This is a genomic window from Streptomyces sp. NPDC096310 (genome assembly GCF_044763125.1).
In the GTDB taxonomy this organism is placed as follows: domain Bacteria; phylum Actinomycetota; class Actinomycetes; order Streptomycetales; family Streptomycetaceae; genus Streptomyces.
On the sequence record NZ_JBIWFO010000011.1, the window covers coordinates 176,964 to 192,819 of the forward strand.

The following is a 15,856-nucleotide window of genomic DNA, read 5'->3' on the forward strand; positions in this document are numbered from 1 at the left end:
ACCTGTGAACGTACTCTGTCGGTCCTGCCCAGCACCCCGCTCGCACCTTGGAGAACACGTATGGCACCCGGTACCGGTATCCCCGTCGCCATGGAACGGCCGCACTTCATCGGTATCGGCGGCGCCGGGATGTCGGGCATCGCGAAGATCCTCGCCCAGCGCGGGGCGAAGGTCGCGGGCAGCGACGCGAAGGAGTCGGAGACCGCTCAGGCGCTGCGGGCGCTGGGGGCCACCGTGCACATCGGCCACGCCGCGCACCACCTCGCGGACGACGCCTCGTGCGTGGTCGTCTCCAGCGCCATCCGGGCCGACAACCCGGAGCTGGCCCGCGCCGCCGAGCTGTCGGTGCCGGTGGTGCACCGCTCCGACGCGCTGGCCTCGCTGATGGGCGGCGGTCTGCGGTCGCTCGCGGTCGCGGGCACCCACGGCAAGACGACCACCACGTCCATGCTGGCCGTCGCCCTCACCGAGCTGGGCCTCGAACCGTCGTACGCGATCGGCGGAGACCTGGCGGGCCCCGGCACCAACGCCCGGCACGGCGGCGGGGAGATCTTCGTCGCCGAGGCGGACGAGAGCGACCGCAGCTTCCAGAAGTACGACCCCGAGGTCGCGATCGTCCTCAACGTCGAGCTGGACCACCACGCCAACTACGCGTCGATGGACGAGATCTACGAGTCCTTCGAGACCTTCGCCGGTAAGATCGTCCCGGGCGGCACACTGGTGATCTCCGCAGACCAGCCGGGCGCCGTGGAGCTGACCGCGCGCGTGCGCGCCCTGGCCGGCCCGGACACGGCGAAGATCGTCACGTACGGTGTGGCCGAGGACGCCGACGTACGGGTCCACAAGATCACCGCACGGGGTCTGACCAGCGAGGTCACCGTTCTGCTCGGTGGCCGCCTGCTCACCTTCACGGTCTCCGTGCCCGGCCGCCACTACGCCCTCAACGCGGTCGCGGCCCTCGCGGCAGGCGTCGCCCTCGGTATCCCCGCGCACAACCTCGCCTCGGCGCTCGGCACCTACACCGGGGTCAAGCGGCGTCTCCAGCTCAAGGGCGAGGCCGCGGGCGTCCAGGTCATCGACTCGTACGCGCACCACCCCACCGAGATGACCGCCGACCTGGAGGCGATGCGCGCGGCGGCGGGCCCCGGCTCCCGGCTGCTGGTCGTCTTCCAGCCGCACCTGTTCTCCCGTACGCGGGAACTCAGCACCGAGATGGGCCAGGCGCTCGCCCTCGCCGACGCCTCGCTCGTCCTCGACATCTACCCGGCCCGCGAGGACCCGATCCCGGGCGTCACCAGCGATCTGATCGTCCGGGCCGCGCAGGCGGCCGACGCCACGGTCAAGGCCGTCCACGACAAGGACGCGGTGGCGGACGCGGTGGCGGGAATGGCGGGCCCCGGTGATCTCGTTCTCACCATGGGCGCGGGCGACGTCACGGACCTCGGCCCGCGGATCCTGGCCCGCCTGGCAGGCTGACCCACCCGTACGGTCGGCCGAGCGGACCCGAAGACCCAGAGAGGCGAGAGTCATGGCGTACGAGATCGACAAGCCGGACGAGCAGTGGCGCGCGGAGCTGTCGCCCGCGGAGTACAAGGTGCTCCGTGAGGCCGGCACGGAGCCCGCCTTCGTCGGCGAGTACACGGACACGAAGACGACCGGCGTCTACTCCTGTCGCGCGTGCGGCGCCGACCTCTTCCGTTCCGACACGAAGTTCGAGTCGCACTGCGGCTGGCCGTCCTTCTACGACCCGAAGGACACGGACGCGGTCGAGCTGATCGAGGACCGCTCGCACGGCATGGTCCGTGTCGAGGTGCGGTGCGCGCGCTGCGGCTCGCACCTGGGCCATGTCTTCGAGGGAGAGGGCTACGCGACCCCGACGGACCAGCGGTACTGCATCAACTCGATCTCGCTGCGGCTGGCGCCGACCGAAGACTGAGCTGCCCGAGTCATTACGCTGAGCGTTTACGCTGAGCCTCTACGTGGGGCCCGCTGTCCGGCTTTTCCCTCCCGAGCCCGGGAGGGAAAAGCCGGACCCGGCTCAGCGCTGCCGGCCGAGGGAGCCGAGGCGGCGGCCCAGCCTGCTGAGGGTGGACGGCCGGTTCCAGGCGCGGAACTCCTCGGCCCGGTGGGTTCCCTCCTGTTCGAGTCGTCGCTCGACGGCGGCGAGGTCCGCGTCGGGGAGCGCGCGGACCGCCGGGCGCAGCACCTTGTCGCGGAGCGCCGTACGCGTCCTGTCCCACTCCGCGCTCGCGCCCGGGAGCGAACTCCAGGCCACGAAGCAGTGCGCCGCGTACGCGGGGGACGTCCGCAGCAGATCGGCCACCCGGGGCTCCTTGGCCGCCGTCGCGTACGCGGTGAGCAGCGCGGGCTCGCCGCAGTGGATCAGGGTGTACAGCTCGCCCTCCGGCCGCTCCCGCGCGTGCAGTTGACGCCCCAGGGTGTCGAACAGCCGGTCCAGCAGGGCAGGCCCCACCGGTTCCGCGTCGGCCCGCAGGGACAACGCCCGTTCCGTCCAGGGCGGTTCGGCCCGGCCCGAGCCGAGGTCGCGGAGGAAGTCGAGGAGCAGCAGCGCGCCCCGGACACGCGGCTCCAGCCGGTCGGGGAAGCAGCGCAGCAGATCGTGCGCGAGGTCAGGGGCGTCCGGGTCGTCGGCGGGGCTGTCGAGCGCCGCCCCGACGAGCGTGGCCCAGGTGCCCGCCGCGCGGTGCGCGTCCGACCCCGTCTCGCCGAGCAGCCGTCCCGCCTCACCGGCCGTCGGCGCGCCGCCGTCCCACACCAGCCGTACCGCCGTACGCAGCACGAGCGGATCGGTGAACGCCGAGACGCCGCCCGCCCGTAGCGCGGCGTGCAGCGCGGTCAGACCGTCGCCGCCGGTCTCCGGCGTCCAGGGCGCGCCCGCGCACATCCGCAGATGTGGCAGCGTCTGCACCCCGCCGAGGGGGAGTTCGACCGAGGCCAGCAGCCGCGCGGCGGTGGCGGGATCCTCGGCGGCATGCGTGTCGAGCGCGCCGAGCAGGGCGGTACGCAGCTCGAAGTGGTCGTCCAGCACGGTACGGACCGCCGGGACGCGGGCGGTGTCCGGATCGGCGGAGAGGGCGCGCGCCAGCCGGGTGGCGAGGCCGGGAAGCAGCTCCGTACAGTCCACGCCGAGGATGCCCGCGACACGCAGCAGCTCCACCGGACGGGCGATGTCGCGCGCCGTGTCGTCGGCGATGCCCGCGAGGAGGCCGGGGGCCAGCTCGGCCGCCAGCCGCCGCTTGAGCTCTTCGGGGAGCGCCGACAACTCCGCCTCGGGGAGTGGTTCGTGGGGTGCGTCCGCCATCCCGACGGCCGTGGTCAGCACGAGCGCGCCGAGCGTGTGGAGTGTGGCGGCGGTACGGTCGTCCTCGCCCGGCGCCGGCGGTCGTGCCCGGCTGCCGAGCGCGGTGAACAGCCGGGCCAGGGCGGCACGTTCGGCCTCCGTACGGCGGTCGTCGACCGGGGCGGCAAGCGCCTCGACGAGGCGGTGCAGCCGGTCGAGGCTCACCATGCGCACCTGCTGGGACGCCCAAGTCGCGGCCTCCGTACGGCCGTCCGCGCCCAGGGTGACATCCGCGCAGAGCGCGGCGAAGGCCAGCGCGCCGGGGGCGAGAACACCGCCCGGCAGCGTGGCCGCCTCCGTGAACACCTCCGGCGCCCTGCCGAGCCAGAGGCGCGCGGCGATCTCGCCCCAGACGTAGGGGACATGGTCCTCTTCGGGCGACGCGGGCGGGCGAGGCGTCATCGGGGCGGGCGGGCGGCCGGTGCAGTCGAGGACCAGGCTGTGCCGATCCGGCTCGGTCCCTTCCCGGACGCCGTCCGGGAGTACGCCGTCGGGGAGTACGCCGACGATCCGCTGGCGGGCCTCAAGAGGGCGGCGGGTGTACGTGGTGAACGTCAGCGGCTCGGCGTGCTCGCGCGGCAGGACGGCGCAGGCCAGCGCGATCCACTGGGCGACGTCGGCGCTGCTCCGCTCCACGAGGACGAGCCGCGCGGGTGCGCCGGTGCCGGCCTGCTCCCGCAGCCCGGCGAAGAACCGCGCGAGCCAGGGGGCGCGCGCGGCGGCGAACCCGGTCAGTACGTCCCGGCCGAAGAGCCCCAGCGGTGGCAGGTCCTCCAGCGGCGCCGGTGTCCCGCTCCCGGGTGCGCGGTCCGCCCAACGCACGGAGTTCCAGGCGGAGATCGGCAGACCGCCGCCGGGCAGCCCGGTGCCGGCGGGCAGCAGGACGGCATGGGTGTGCGAGACGGTGGCGCCAGCCCCCGTCCCCGTACCCGCGCCCGTGTCCGTGCCGGTCGCGGTACGGACCGTACGGGCCAGGAGCCGGCTGCCGTCCGAGAGCACGCTGTGGTTGAACGCCTGTGGGAAGGCGGCGAGTTCGGCGGCCGTGGGGTGCGGCGGTGCGCTCTCGGGTGGCTCGTACCCGATCAGCCGCTCCACCTCGTCCAGCAGCGGCCCGGGTATGCCGGGAGTGACGGCGACGAAGCCGGAGCCCGGCCCGTCCTGGCCCGGTGGGGCCGAGGTGTAGTGCAACTGCGCCAGGCCCATGGGCCGGCCCCCTTCGTTCCTGGCTGGTCCGGCCCGCGCCCGCCGTGAACCCGGCGAGGGCGCGCCGGATTTCGGCAGCACGAAGGTACCGCCCCGCGAGGAACCGCGCGCACCGACCCCGTGACCGGGCCTGGACTACGCGGGCTGGAGCAGGTCCCAGAGGTTCCCGTACAGGTCCTCGAAGACCGCGACCGTTCCGTACGGCTCGTGACGGGTCTCCTGTACGAAGCGGACCCCGGCGGCGGTCATCCGGGCGTGGTCGCGGGCGAAGTCGTCGGTGTACAGGAAGAAGCCGACCCGGCCGCCCGTCTGCGCGCCGATGCTCGCGCGCTGGGCGTCGTCCCTGGCGCGGCCGAGCAGCAGCCCGGTGCCCGCCCCGCCGGTGGTTCCGTCGAGCGCGCGCGGGCGGACCACGACCCAGCGGGAGCCGTCGCCGCGGTCGGTGTCCTCGACCAGTTCGAAGCCGAGGGCTTGCGTGTAGTGGGCGATGGCCCTGTCGTAGTCGTCGACGACCAGGGTGACCAGAGCGATATGAGGCATGGAGAGAAGTTATACGTATGACCATCTTCGGGCAAGGCGGTCCGCGAGGCCCCGCGCACCGCGCCCGCCGCGTTGTCATAGCTGAGGACTAGCATCGGAAGTCCGATCACCCGGGATCCGTCCCGGGATCCATCGGGGCCCCTGGCGGTCACCGGGTCCCCCGCGTTTTCCGGGGGAGCGGGCGGGACAGTTTCGACGCGGGGCGCAAACGGGCGGAGGCGATGGTGGTGGGGCTGTTCCGGCGAGGGCCGAGGCGTGACGGACGTGACACGCCCCGGGACCCCGCGTTCTCGTTCTTCTCGGTGGACGAGGCCGCGCTCTTCCGCGGCCAGGTCCGCGAGGCGTTCGCGGAGCACGGTCTGGAGGTCACGCTCTACGCGGACATGGTGACCGACAGCGCGGGTCGCCAGTTCGGCCTGGGCAACCTCGCCGCGGTGTGCCACAACGACGACCGCGGGCCCCGCGTCTGGGGCGATCTCGCGCGCAGACACGCGGGCATGGTGCTGCGCACCATGGACGGCCCGTCCGCGCTCGACACCCTGCCGCCCGAGCAGATCCGCGCCCAGCTCTACCCCCGGGTGATCAGCGAGGACGGCCTCGACGCCCAGACGTTCGGATACGCGCGCTCGGTCGCCCCCGGGCTCTACGAAGTGCTCGCGCTCGATCTGCCGGAGAGCGTCATGATGCTCACCGACGAGGCGCTGGAGCCGCTGGGCGAGGTCAGGGACCTCCGGGAGCGGGCGCTGAGCAATCTGCGCGAGCTGCCCGTCGAGGGGCACGAGACGGTCAAGGACAAGGGCGCCGACGGGATGCGGTTCGAGGTGATCCTCGGCGACTCCTTCTACACAGCCAGCCGTGTCCTCGCCCTGGAGACGGTCGTCCGGCGGGTCACCGGCGAGCGGATCGGGCCGGACGGGGCGCTCGTCGCGCTGCCGTTCCGGCATCAGCTCGCCTTCCATGTCATCCGCGACCTGACGATGATCCCGTCGCTGAACGCGATGGCGTCGTTCGCCGCCTCCGGGTACGAGGACACGCCGGGCGCCATCACCCCGTACGTCTACTGGTGGCGCGGCGGTACGCTCACGCAGCTCAGCGAGGCGGACGACGACGGTGAGGGGCTGCGGATCGTCGTCGGTGACGACTTCCAGGAACTGCTGGAACGGCTGGACCCGGAGGGGCGGATGCCACCGGGGTAGCGCTCCGGGGCCGGCGCCACCGAAGTCCGCGCTGCCTGAGCCCATCTCGCCTTGGCCCGCCTCGCCCGAGCCCGCGCGATCGGCGCCCGCGCCACCGGAGCCACGCCACCGGAGCGGGGCGGCGGAGGCCGCCCCCGCGCCCGTATGGAGACCGAAGAAGGAGACCGCATGCCCGTCACCCCGCCGTCCGCCACCCCTCTGTCCGCCGCCCCGCCGCCCTTCACCACGGACGACTACCGCGCCCGGATGGCCCGTGCCGCCGAGGCCGCCGCCGGCGCCGGCCTCGCGGGGCTGCTCGTCGCCCCCGGGCCCGACCTCGTCCACCTCACCGGCTACCGGCCGACCGCCGACACCGAGCGGCTCACCCTGCTCGTCATCGCCGCGGGGCAGGACCCCGTCCTCGTGGTCCCCGCCCTGGAGGCGCCGGACGCCGCCCGGGCCGCCGGGGCGCCCGCGCTCACCCTGCGCGACTGGACGGACGGCACGGACCCGTACGGCGTGGCGGCCCCGCTGCTCGACCCGGCGGGCCGGTTCGGCGTCAGCGACAACGCCTGGGCGATGCATCTGCTCGCACTCCAGCGGACGCTGCCCGGCACCTCGTACGTGGCGCTGACCGAGGGGCTGCCGATGCTGCGCGCGGTCAAGGACGCGCGGGAGCTGGAGCGGATCGCGGCGGCGGGCGCGGCGGCCGACGCCGCGTACGACGCGATCCTGAAGGTCCGGTTCGCCGGCCGCCGCGAGACCGACGTGGCGGCGGACCTCGCCCGCCTTCTGCGGGAACACGGCCACTCCCAGGTCGACTTCACCGTCGTCGGGTCGGGCCCCAACGGCGCCGATCCGCACCACGAGGCCGGCGAACGGGTCATCGAGCGCGGCGACATGGTCGTCCTGGACTTCGGCGGGCTCACGTACGGGTACGGCTCCGACACCACCCGGACCGTCCATGTCGGCGAGCCGACCGCCGAGGAGCGGCGCGTGCACGATGTCGTACGGGCGGCGCAGCAGGCCGGGTTCGAGGCGGTACGGCCCGGGGCCGCCTGCCAGGAGGTCGACCGGGCGGCCCGCGCGGTCATCGCGGACGCCGGGTACGGCGCGTACTTCATCCACCGCACCGGCCACGGCATCGGCGTCACCACGCACGAGCCGCCGTACATGATCGAGGGCGAGGAGCGGCCGATGGTGCCGGGCATGTGCTTCTCGGTCGAGCCGGGTGTCTATCTGCCGGGGCGCTTCGGGGTCCGGATCGAGGACATCGTCACGGTCACGGAGGATGGCGGCCGCCGGCTCAACAACACCCCGCGCGAGATGGCGATCGTGGAGTAGGCGGAAAGCGGCCCCTGACCGGGATCGGCGGGGGTACGGAGGTGGTTTCACGGGCGGGCGGGGGTACGGGGGTCTCCGCGTCCCGATCGGCCGCCCGGCCCCCGCCCACGCGGTGCCGCGTCCTTCGCGAAACCGGGTCCGACCTGGTGTTCCACGCTGCCCGGTGACACCGTACTCCCCATGAGGGAAGCGGAGTTGATGGACCGGAGCATACGCACGACCGAGGATGTGCTGAGGCTGCTGGACGGCCTGTTCGCGCCGGAGGCCGACCGCTGGACGGCCGGCGGGGCCACCTGGTGGGACGGCTTCTACGCCGACCGCTCCAAGGAGGTGCCGTTCTTCGTGGCGAAGCCGGACGAGAGTCTGGTCTCCGCTCTCGACCGGGGCGTGGTCACACCGGGCCGCGCGCTCGACCTGGGGTGCGGCCCTGGCCGTAACGCGCTGTATCTCGCCTCCCGGGGCTTCCGGGTGGACGCCGTCGACCTCTCCGTGACGGCCGTCGACTGGGCCCGGGAGCGCGCTCGCGAGGCCGGCGCCGAGATCCGTTTCCACCAGGGCGACGCCTTCGCGCCCGGCCCGGCCGTGCTGGACGGTCCGTACGACCTGATCCAGGACTCGGGCTGCTTCCACCACCTGCCGCCCCACCGGCGCGTCAGCTATCTCGCCCTGGTCGACCGGGTGCTCGCGCCCGGCGGCCATCTCGCCCTCACCTGCTTCGCCGCCGGCGAGACGGGTATGGGCTCGGAGCTCCCCGACGCGGCCTTCTACCGCCCGTCCGGCCGGTCCGGGCGCCCCGGGCTGCACGGCGGGCTCGCGTACACACCGGAGTCGCTGCGCCGGATCTTCGCCGGCCTCACGGAGGTCGAGCTGCGCCGCATGCGCGACGAGCCGCCCGGCTCGCCCCGCTTCGGCGAACCCTTCCTCTGGACGGCCCTGTTCCGCCGCCCCGCGTCCGGCTCCCTCGTCTAGGCGAGGCGGGCGGCGAGTTCGTCCAGATCGGCCACGAACCAGACATGCCGGCCGCGGTTCGACTCACGGACGAGGTCGGGCAGGGCCGTGCTCGCCCGCAGATGGTGGGTGATGTCGCCGACGACCACCAGGTGGAGCCGGTAGTTCACCAGCTTCTGGAGGATCGCGCCGGCCACACCGGTGCTGAGGTCGAAGAACCGCGCGTCGAACCGTTCCACCGGGACCGCGACCACCTCCGCTCCGTGGAAGGCCGCGGCGACCAGGTGGTCGAGCGCGTCCTGCTCGGAGGCGAGGGGCGGCCCCGCCGGGTCGCAGACCAGCACCGGTGTGCCGTGGTGCTCCACGAGTTGGTCAGGCACGGTGCGCCTCCCCCGTCCCGTCGGAGGAGGCGCCGCTCTCCGTGAACAGGCCGTTGTCCGGGCCGAGTACGCCGTCGATCAGATGCAGCACGTCGGCGGTGGTGGCGGCGTCGCCGAGGATCACGATCTTCATACGGGCTCGTTCCTTGTCGTGGACCGTCTGGATACGCAGCGGCTCCCGGGAGTCCCGTACGGACTGTGCGGCGGCCGTGAGACAGGTGCTCAGCCGCTCGGCCCCGGCCGGGCCGAGCGCGTCGATCCGTACGATGCTCGACACCTCCACATGGCCGCGGACCGGCTCGGCCCCCGGAGCGTCCTCGGGGTCCTGGCGGCTGGTCAGCGCCTCGAAGTCCGCCCGGCTGATCCGGTACTGCTTGCCGATCCTGACGGCCTTCAGCCTGCCGTCGCGGACATAGTTCCGCACCGTCCGTACGTGCAGGCCGAGCCGCTCGGCGACCTCACCGACCGAGTACAGCTCCTGTTCGGGACTCTCCATATGTCCGGATGTTACCTCAAATTACTCTCTGGAGAGAGTCTGAGCGAAAAAAGGGAAGGATAGGGAAGGTTTCATGGAGCGGCGGGGGTCGCGGATCCCCGCCGGCTGTCAGCGGTCGGCCAGGATCACGCATGACTCCGGCGGCAGCCGCAGCACCCCGTCCGCCCCCGGCGCCTCCACCGGCGCCCACGCCGCGAGCACCCGCCCGGTGCCGCCCGTGGACAGGCCGTCCAGCGGGATCTCCACATCACGCGCGGAGAGGTTCACCGCGATCCGCAGATCGCCTCTGCGGTACGCCAGCCAGCGCGCCCCCTCGTCGTACGCGACCCGCACCGCCGCCAGGTCGGGATCGGCCAGATCCGGCTGCTCGTGGCGGAGCGCGATCAGCTCGCCGTACCAGGCCAGCAGCCCCGCGTGCGGCTCGCGCGCCTGTTCCGAGCGGTCCAGGCAGGAGCGCTCGCGCGTCGCCGGGTCCTGCGGGTCGGGGATGTCCCCGGCCGCCCAGCCGTGCGCCGCGAACTCCCGGCGCCTGCCGTTGCGTACGGCCTCCGCGAGCACCGGATCGGTGTGGTCGGTGAAGAACTGCCAGGGTGTGGTCGCGCCCCACTCCTCGCCCATGAAGAGCATCGGGGTGTGCGGCCCGGTCAGGACGAGGGTGGCCGCGCAGGCGAGCAGACCGGGGGAGAGGGTGGCCGAGAGCCGGTCGCCGAGCGCCCGGTTGCCGATCTGGTCATGGGTCTGGGCGTAGCCGAGGAAGCGGTGCGCGGGCGTTCTCGTACGGTCGACGGGGCGGCCGTGCGTACGGCCCCGGAAGGTCGAGTACGTGCCGTCGTGGAAGAAGGCGTGCGTCAGCGTCTTGGCCAGCGCGGCCAGTGGCTCGCGGGCGAAGTCGGCGTAGTAGCCCCGGGATTCGCCGGTGAGCGCGGTGTGCAGGGCGTGGTGGAAGTCGTCGTTCCACTGGGCGTGCAGCCCGAGGCCGCCCTCCGTGCGGGGGGTGGTGGTACGAGGGTCCCCGAGGTCGGACTCGGCGATCAGGAACAGCGGCCGGCCCAGGTCGGCGGAGAGCGCGTCGACGGCCGTGGACAGCTCTTCGAGGAAGGTCAGCGCGCGATGGTCGGCCAGCGCGTGCACGGCGTCCAGCCGCAGCCCGTCCAGCCGGAAGTCCCGCAGCCAGGCCAGGGCGCTCTCCCGCAGATACGCGCGGACCTCATCGGAGCCGGGGGCGTCGAGGTTGACGGCGGCGCCCCACGGGGTGTGGTGGGTGTCGGTGAAGTACGGGCCGAACGCGGGCAGATGGTTGCCCGACGGGCCGAGATGGTTGTGGACGACGTCGAGGACGACCCCGAGCCCCAGACCGTGCGCCGTGTCGACGAACCGCTTCAGCGCCTCGGGGCCGCCGTACGGCTCGTGCACCGCCCACAGCGACACCCCCTCGTACCCCCACCCGTGGGTCCCGGGGAAGGGGCACACCGGCATCAGCTCGACATGGGTGATCCCCAGCTCGGCCAGGGGCGCGAGCCGCGCCGCCGCCGCGTCGAAGGTGCCCTCGCGGGTGAAGGTGCCGATGTGCAGCTCGTACAGGACCGCGCCGGGCAGCGGCCGGCCCGGCCAGGGGACGCGCCAGTCGTACGCGGCCTGGTCGACGACGGCGCTGCGGCCGTCGGGCCCCTCCGGCTGGCGGCGCGAGCGCGGATCGGGGCGTACGGGGCCGCCGTCGAGCGAGAAGCCGTAGCGGGTCCCGTCGCCTGTCCCGTGGCCCGGCCCGACGCCCGTACCGGCCCCCGTCGTGCCGGGTGTCCCGGCATGCGTCTCTGCGGTCCACCAGCCGGGTCTGCCCTGGTCACGCTCCATGGGCAGGACGGCGGGGCCCGCCCCGCCGCCACGATCGGGGCTGTCGCGTCCGGTCCCCTCCAGATGGAGGTCGACCCGCTCCTGCGCCTTCGGTGCCCACACCTCGAACTGCACGGGTGGTTCCCCCTTGTCGTCGGCACTGTCCCTCTGACGGTGACACCTCTCATGGTGGCAAGGGAGACGGCCCGGGGCGCGGTGATCACGGTGAATCGGGTGGCCGTGGCGCGGACGGGGTCACCGGTCCATCTGGACACGTCAGGCCCGCCGGAAGGACAATCACGTCTGTGACGTCCTCCTTCGAGTCTCCCGCGTATCCCGTGCGGCTCTCCGACGCCGAGCGCGACCGTGTCCTCTCGGTACTCAGGGAAGGAGTGGCACAGGGCCGGCTGTCGCACGACACCTTTCTGCGCCGGACGGACCTGGCGCTCGCCGCCCGCGGGATCGACGAGCTGAAGCCGCTCACCGCGGACCTGGAGGCCGAAGGCCGCTGGTCCCGCGGGGTGTTCGCGGCGGTCGGCCGGCTCTCCGCGTTCTCGCACCGGCTGAGCAGGGCGTGGCAGGCCGAGCGGCTGCCGAAACTGCTGCTGCCGTCGCCGGGCCCGTATCCGCTGCGGATCGGCCGCGACCCCGTCAACGGGCTGCGGCTCAGCCATGACACGGTCTCCCGGCTGCACGCCGAACTGAGCAGGCAGGACGAGCGCTGGGTCCTGCGCGACCTCGGCTCGACGAACGGCACGACCGTCAACGGACGGCGCGTCACCTCGACGGTCGTCGTACGGGACGGCGACTTGGTGACGTTCGGATCGATGAGCTTCCGGCTCTCCTCGAACTGAGCGAGCCCGGCCCGCCGCCCGGTGTGGGGGGTGTGACGGCGGGCCGGGTGCCGTCCGGCGTCCGGGTGGGGGCCGGGCCGGAGTGTGCGGGTGGTGCCTGTGGTGACCGCGCGCGCCCGGGTCAGTGCACGGAACAGGGCGCTGTGGCGGCGGTGTCCGGTGGCCCGCCCGAGGCGACGTAACTGAAGGTGGTCGAGGCGCCGGCCGCCAGCGACCCGTTCCAGTCGACGTTGTGGACCATCACCTCCTGGCCGCCGTACGTGGCGTTGCCGCTCCAGAGGCTGTCGACCTTCTGGCCGGTCGGCAGGGTGAACTCGACCATCCAGCCCAGGATCGGGTTGGCGCCGGTGTTCTTGACGGTGATCTCGGCCTGGTAGCCGCCCGTCCAGGTGCCGGTGGTCTTCCGGGTGGCGGTGCAGGTGGCCGTCGGGTCGGTCGGCGGGTCCGTCGGGCTGCCCGGCTCACCGACACCGGTCACCTCGCCGTTGCCGCCGTCGAAGACGACGTCCGAGCAGCTGTAGAAGGTCTCGGTGCTGTCCGAGCGCTGCCACACCATGTAGATGATGTGCCGGCCGCTCTTGCCGGTGGGCAGCCTGCCCGTCCACTTGTACGCGCCCTCCACGGTGCCGACGCTCCCGGTGACCTGCGGGTGGTCGACCGTCATGAACGGGGTGGACTCCAGATCGTCCCAGCCGAAGGTCTTCGTGGGGTCGAAGCCGTCCTTGGTGACGTACACGTAGAACCAACCGGGGTGCGCGGCCCACGCGTTGTACGAGAAGTCGAGGGACGCGCCCGAGGTCAGGTGGGTGAGCGGCCAGTCGCTCCGGGACTTGTTGAAGCCGTTGAACGTGGTGTTGCCACCGCTGCACAACTGGCCGTCGGGGATGAAGCCCTTGGTCCGTCCGGCGCCGTCGGAGCGCAGTACGGAGAACCAGTTGTAGAGCGGGGTGGTGCCGCTCTCCGCGACCGCGGCCTTGCACGCGGGGTTGACCGGCTTGATCTCACCCGTGCTGGTCAGACCGTCCCGCCAGCACATGAAGGTACGGCTGGCGGGTTTCATCGGGGTGCCGTGGGCGGACGAGGGCTGACTGTCCGTGACGACCAGGAGCAGGGCGGGGAGTACGGCGAGAAGTGCGAGGAGTACGGCTCTGCGGGGGTGTAACAGCCACAGTGGGGGGCGGTTCATCATGCGGGTCCCTTCTGCATGATCATGACAAGTGAACGTACGTGGCGGTAATGGGAGCGCTCCCATTTCTCGGAACGTAGCGCGGCTCGGGCACTCTGTAAACGCCGTGGACCGAACTTCCGGCAAACCGGCCTTCGGGCCCTCGGGGCCACCGCCACGTTCAGCCCGCCGCGCTCACCCGCGGCCCCCGCCGCCTTCATACCGTCGTCAGCAGGGCCACCGGGAACGTGTCGAGCAGCTCCGCGAGCCGCGCCGTCCCCGAGACCTCACGCCCCGTCAGCACATCCCGCCACCGCCCCGGCGGCAGCGGCAGCTCCGTCGTGCGCCAGCCGCCCGCCCGCTCCAGGCCGTACGGAAGCCGCGTCGTCACCGTGACCGTGGCGCCGGTGCGGACGAAGGCCAGCGCGTGCTCGGCGGCCGGACCCAGCGCGTGCAGCGGGGTGTACGTGCCGGACTCGCCGAAGACCTCGGGCCGCTCCCGGCGCAGCCGCAGCGCCGCCGTCGTGACCACCGTACGGTCGTCGGGCGGTCCGGTCCTGAACGGCCGCCGGTTGTCCGGGTCGACCAGCGCCGGATACTCGCGCTCCGTGCCCTGGTAGAGGTCGGGCACCCCCGGCATCGTGAGGTGCACCAGCGTCGCGCCCAGCGCGGCGGCCCGTACGTACGGGGCCAGCGCACGGTTGAACGCCGTGACCGTACGCCGCGCCGGACCCGCCGGGCCCGCCTCGACGAACGCCGCCACCGCCTGTTCGTACAGCGGGTCCGGCTCCGTCCAGCTCGTCCGCAGCCCCGCCTCCCGTACGGACTTCAGCAGCGCGGGCACCATCCGCGCCCCGTCCGGCGGGGTCCCGTCCACAGCGGGCGTGAAGCCCACCGCCGTCTGCCACGCCTGCCACGCCACCTGCGGGTCCGGCGCGGCGACCCCGGCCACCTGCTCCAGCAACTGGTCCCACCGCTCGGGGCACTCGGCGAGGATCGCGATCCCGGCCCGTACGTCCGCGCTGCGCTTGGTGTCGTGCGTGGTCAGTACGGTGCCGGTGGACGGCCAGTCGCGCGCGACGCGCAGGCAGTACGCGTGGAACCGCTCCGGGCTCACCGCCGGGCTGCCCGGATCGCCGCCCACCTCGTTCGCCGAGATCAGCGGTACGTAACGGTAGAACGCCGTGTCCTCCAGCGACTTGGCGCGCAGCGCGGACGCGGTCTGCGCGAACCGGGCGCAGAACACCCTCTGGTCCTCGCCGGTGCCGAGCCGGCCGAGCGCCAGCTCCCGCACCACGTCCACGACGGCCGCCTCCCGCTCCACCGCGAACGCCGTCTTCGCCTGCCGGACCGCCTCGTCGGAGACCGCCGCCTCCGCAGCCTCGGGGCAGGGCCCGCCCGCCGTCGTGTACGGGCGATAGACCGGCACCCGGACCAGCAGCTCCCGGATCGCGGTGCGCAGCGCCCAGGGCGCGTGGTCGCGCAGCGCGGGGTCGGCGGCGCAGACGCGCAGCGCCGTACGGACCAGGAAGGCGGTCTCGGCGGCCAGTTCGTGGAAGACCACCTTGTACGCCGCGCGCCGGGCCGTACCGTTCCAGTAGCCGCCCCGGTCGCCCGCCGGGCCCGCGACGTCCCGGTAGCGGCGCTCCAGGACCTCCGCGCCCGCCCCGTCCGTGAACACCCCGTCGATGTGGCGCAGCGCGTCGTAGCCGGTGGTGCCGGCGACGGCCCACCCGGCGGGCAGCACCTCGTCGTCGGCGAGGATCTTCTCCACGACCGTCCAGCAGCCGCCGGTCGCCTCGTTCAGCCGGCGCAGATACTCCTCCGGGTCGGCGAGCCCGTCCGGGTGGTCGACGCGCAGCCCCTCGACGACGCCGTCCCGTACCAGCTCGACGATCTTGGCGTGGGTGGCGGTGAAGACCTCCGGGTCCTCCACCCGTACCCCGATCAGCTCCGGGATGGTGAAGAACCGGCGGTAGTTCAGCTCGGTGCGGGCCAGCCGCCACCACGCGAGCCGGTAGTGCTGGGCGTCGAGCAGCGCGGGCAGCGGAAGCTCCTCGCTCCCGGCCGCGAGCGGGAAGCGCTGCTCGCCGTGGTGGAGCATCCCGTCCTCGACACGCAGCGCCCCGGCCGCCAGCTCGTCCCCGACCGGGGACGGCAGCACCGGCAGCAGCACCTTGCCGTCGCCCGCGTCCCAGTCGATGTCGAACCAGCGGGCGTACGGCGATTCGGGGCCCTCCCGCAGCACCTCCCACAGGGCGCGGTTGTGGACGGGCACCGCGGCCATGTGGTTGGGCACGATGTCCAGCACGATTCCGAGGCCGTGCTCGCGGGCGGTGGCGGCGAGATCCCGCAGCCCCTCCTCGCCGCCCAGTTCGGCCCGTACGGCGGAGTGGTCGACCACGTCGTAGCCGTGCGTGGAGCCCGGTACGGCCTCCAGCACCGGCGACAGGTGCAGATGCGAGATCCCGAGGGCGGCGAGGTACGGCACGGCGCGCCGGGCGGCCGAGAACGGGAATTCCGGCTGGAGCTGGAGCCGGTAGGTCGCAGTGGGCGTCAT

At 73.2% G+C, this 15,856-nt stretch carries 13 protein-coding genes; 6 read left to right on the forward strand and 7 right to left on the reverse strand.

From position 1 onward, the window contains the following. The first annotated feature begins 60 nt into the window (after positions 1–60). Both murC and msrB read left to right on the forward strand, forming a co-directional pair. Positions 61–1,476 carry a UDP-N-acetylmuramate--L-alanine ligase gene (murC, locus tag ACIQ7D_RS21960; RefSeq protein ID WP_403939977.1) on the forward strand — a complete coding sequence of 472 codons (1,416 nt, stop codon included), beginning with the start codon at positions 61–63 and terminating at the stop codon, positions 1,474–1,476. Between the two features lie 52 nt (positions 1,477–1,528). Continuing rightward, a complete protein-coding gene (gene msrB, locus ACIQ7D_RS21965) occupies positions 1,529–1,936 on the forward strand; it encodes a peptide-methionine (R)-S-oxide reductase MsrB (protein WP_403939979.1) in 408 nt (135 codons plus the stop codon). A 102-nt stretch (positions 1,937–2,038) separates the two neighbouring features. Here msrB and ACIQ7D_RS21970 read toward each other — a convergent pair whose 3' ends face one another. Both ACIQ7D_RS21970 and ACIQ7D_RS21975 read right to left on the reverse strand, forming a co-directional pair. Next, positions 2,039–4,564 (reverse strand): GTPase-associated protein 1-related protein, encoded by a 2,526-nt coding sequence (locus tag ACIQ7D_RS21970; RefSeq protein WP_403939981.1) that lies wholly within the window; start codon positions 4,562–4,564, stop codon positions 2,039–2,041. Between the two features lie 135 nt (positions 4,565–4,699). Next, positions 4,700–5,104: a VOC family protein gene (locus ACIQ7D_RS21975; protein ID WP_403939983.1), complete on the reverse strand. Its 405-nt coding sequence runs from the start codon at positions 5,102–5,104 to the stop codon at positions 4,700–4,702. Positions 5,105–5,331: 227 nt separating this feature from the next. Between ACIQ7D_RS21975 and ACIQ7D_RS21980 the strand changes: the two genes are divergently transcribed. The 3 genes from ACIQ7D_RS21980 (at position 5,332) to ACIQ7D_RS21990 (ending at position 8,592) form a co-directional block, all read left to right on the forward strand. Beyond that, complete coding sequence (locus ACIQ7D_RS21980; RefSeq protein WP_403940037.1) at positions 5,332–6,300, forward strand: hypothetical protein; 969 nt, start codon at positions 5,332–5,334, stop codon at positions 6,298–6,300. Positions 6,301–6,468: 168 nt separating this feature from the next. After that, a complete protein-coding gene (locus ACIQ7D_RS21985; protein WP_403939985.1) occupies positions 6,469–7,623 on the forward strand; it encodes a M24 family metallopeptidase in 1,155 nt (384 codons plus the stop codon). A 198-nt stretch (positions 7,624–7,821) separates the two neighbouring features. Next, complete coding sequence (locus tag ACIQ7D_RS21990) at positions 7,822–8,592, forward strand: class I SAM-dependent methyltransferase (RefSeq protein WP_403939986.1); 771 nt, start codon at positions 7,822–7,824, stop codon at positions 8,590–8,592. Here the strand turns inward: ACIQ7D_RS21990 and ACIQ7D_RS21995 are convergent. From ACIQ7D_RS21995 to treZ, 3 genes are all read right to left on the reverse strand, one after another. Beyond that, complete coding sequence (locus tag ACIQ7D_RS21995; protein WP_403939988.1) at positions 8,589–8,951, reverse strand: DUF4180 domain-containing protein; 363 nt, start codon at positions 8,949–8,951, stop codon at positions 8,589–8,591. The genes ACIQ7D_RS21990 and ACIQ7D_RS21995 overlap by 4 nt on opposite strands. Next, positions 8,944–9,447, reverse strand: coding sequence for a helix-turn-helix domain-containing protein (locus tag ACIQ7D_RS22000; protein WP_403939989.1), 504 nt, complete (start codon positions 9,445–9,447; stop codon positions 8,944–8,946). The genes ACIQ7D_RS21995 and ACIQ7D_RS22000 overlap by 8 nt, the downstream gene beginning before the upstream one ends. A gap of 108 nt (positions 9,448–9,555) precedes the next feature. Next, on the reverse strand, positions 9,556–11,412 hold the full coding sequence (treZ, locus tag ACIQ7D_RS22005) for a malto-oligosyltrehalose trehalohydrolase (RefSeq protein WP_403939991.1): 1,857 nt from the start codon (positions 11,410–11,412) through the stop codon (positions 9,556–9,558). Between the two features lie 170 nt (positions 11,413–11,582). Here treZ and ACIQ7D_RS22010 point away from each other — a divergent pair, with 170 nt between their 5' ends. Then, entirely contained in the window at positions 11,583–12,131 is a 549-nt protein-coding gene (locus tag ACIQ7D_RS22010) for an FHA domain-containing protein (RefSeq protein WP_403939993.1), read from the forward strand. A gap of 121 nt (positions 12,132–12,252) precedes the next feature. Here ACIQ7D_RS22010 and ACIQ7D_RS22015 read toward each other — a convergent pair whose 3' ends face one another. After that, positions 12,253–13,317 (reverse strand): lytic polysaccharide monooxygenase, encoded by a 1,065-nt coding sequence (locus ACIQ7D_RS22015; protein ID WP_403939995.1) that lies wholly within the window; start codon positions 13,315–13,317, stop codon positions 12,253–12,255. Between the two features lie 196 nt (positions 13,318–13,513). Continuing rightward, the gene (gene treY / locus ACIQ7D_RS22020) at positions 13,514–15,856 is read right to left on the reverse strand and encodes a malto-oligosyltrehalose synthase (protein WP_403939997.1); all 2,343 of its coding nucleotides are present in this window, start codon (positions 15,854–15,856) and stop codon (positions 13,514–13,516) included.

Coding starts and splice junctions, on each gene's coding strand:
- ACIQ7D_RS22000 (WP_403939989.1), bottom strand. CDS start 9,447: ATGGAGAGTCCCGAACAGGAGCTGTACTCGGTCGGTGAGGTCGCCGAG.
- treY (WP_403939997.1), bottom strand. CDS start 15,856: ATGACGCCCACTGCGACCTACCGGCTCCAGCTCCAGCCGGAATTCCCG.
- ACIQ7D_RS21975 (WP_403939983.1), bottom strand. CDS start 5,104: ATGCCTCATATCGCTCTGGTCACCCTGGTCGTCGACGACTACGACAGG.
- ACIQ7D_RS21970 (WP_403939981.1), bottom strand. CDS start 4,564: ATGGGCCTGGCGCAGTTGCACTACACCTCGGCCCCACCGGGCCAGGAC.
- ACIQ7D_RS21990 (WP_403939986.1), top strand. CDS start 7,822: ATGGACCGGAGCATACGCACGACCGAGGATGTGCTGAGGCTGCTGGAC.
- ACIQ7D_RS21985 (WP_403939985.1), top strand. CDS start 6,469: ATGCCCGTCACCCCGCCGTCCGCCACCCCTCTGTCCGCCGCCCCGCCG.
- murC (WP_403939977.1), top strand. CDS start 61: ATGGCACCCGGTACCGGTATCCCCGTCGCCATGGAACGGCCGCACTTC.
- msrB (WP_403939979.1), top strand. CDS start 1,529: ATGGCGTACGAGATCGACAAGCCGGACGAGCAGTGGCGCGCGGAGCTG.
- ACIQ7D_RS22015 (WP_403939995.1), bottom strand. CDS start 13,317: ATGAACCGCCCCCCACTGTGGCTGTTACACCCCCGCAGAGCCGTACTC.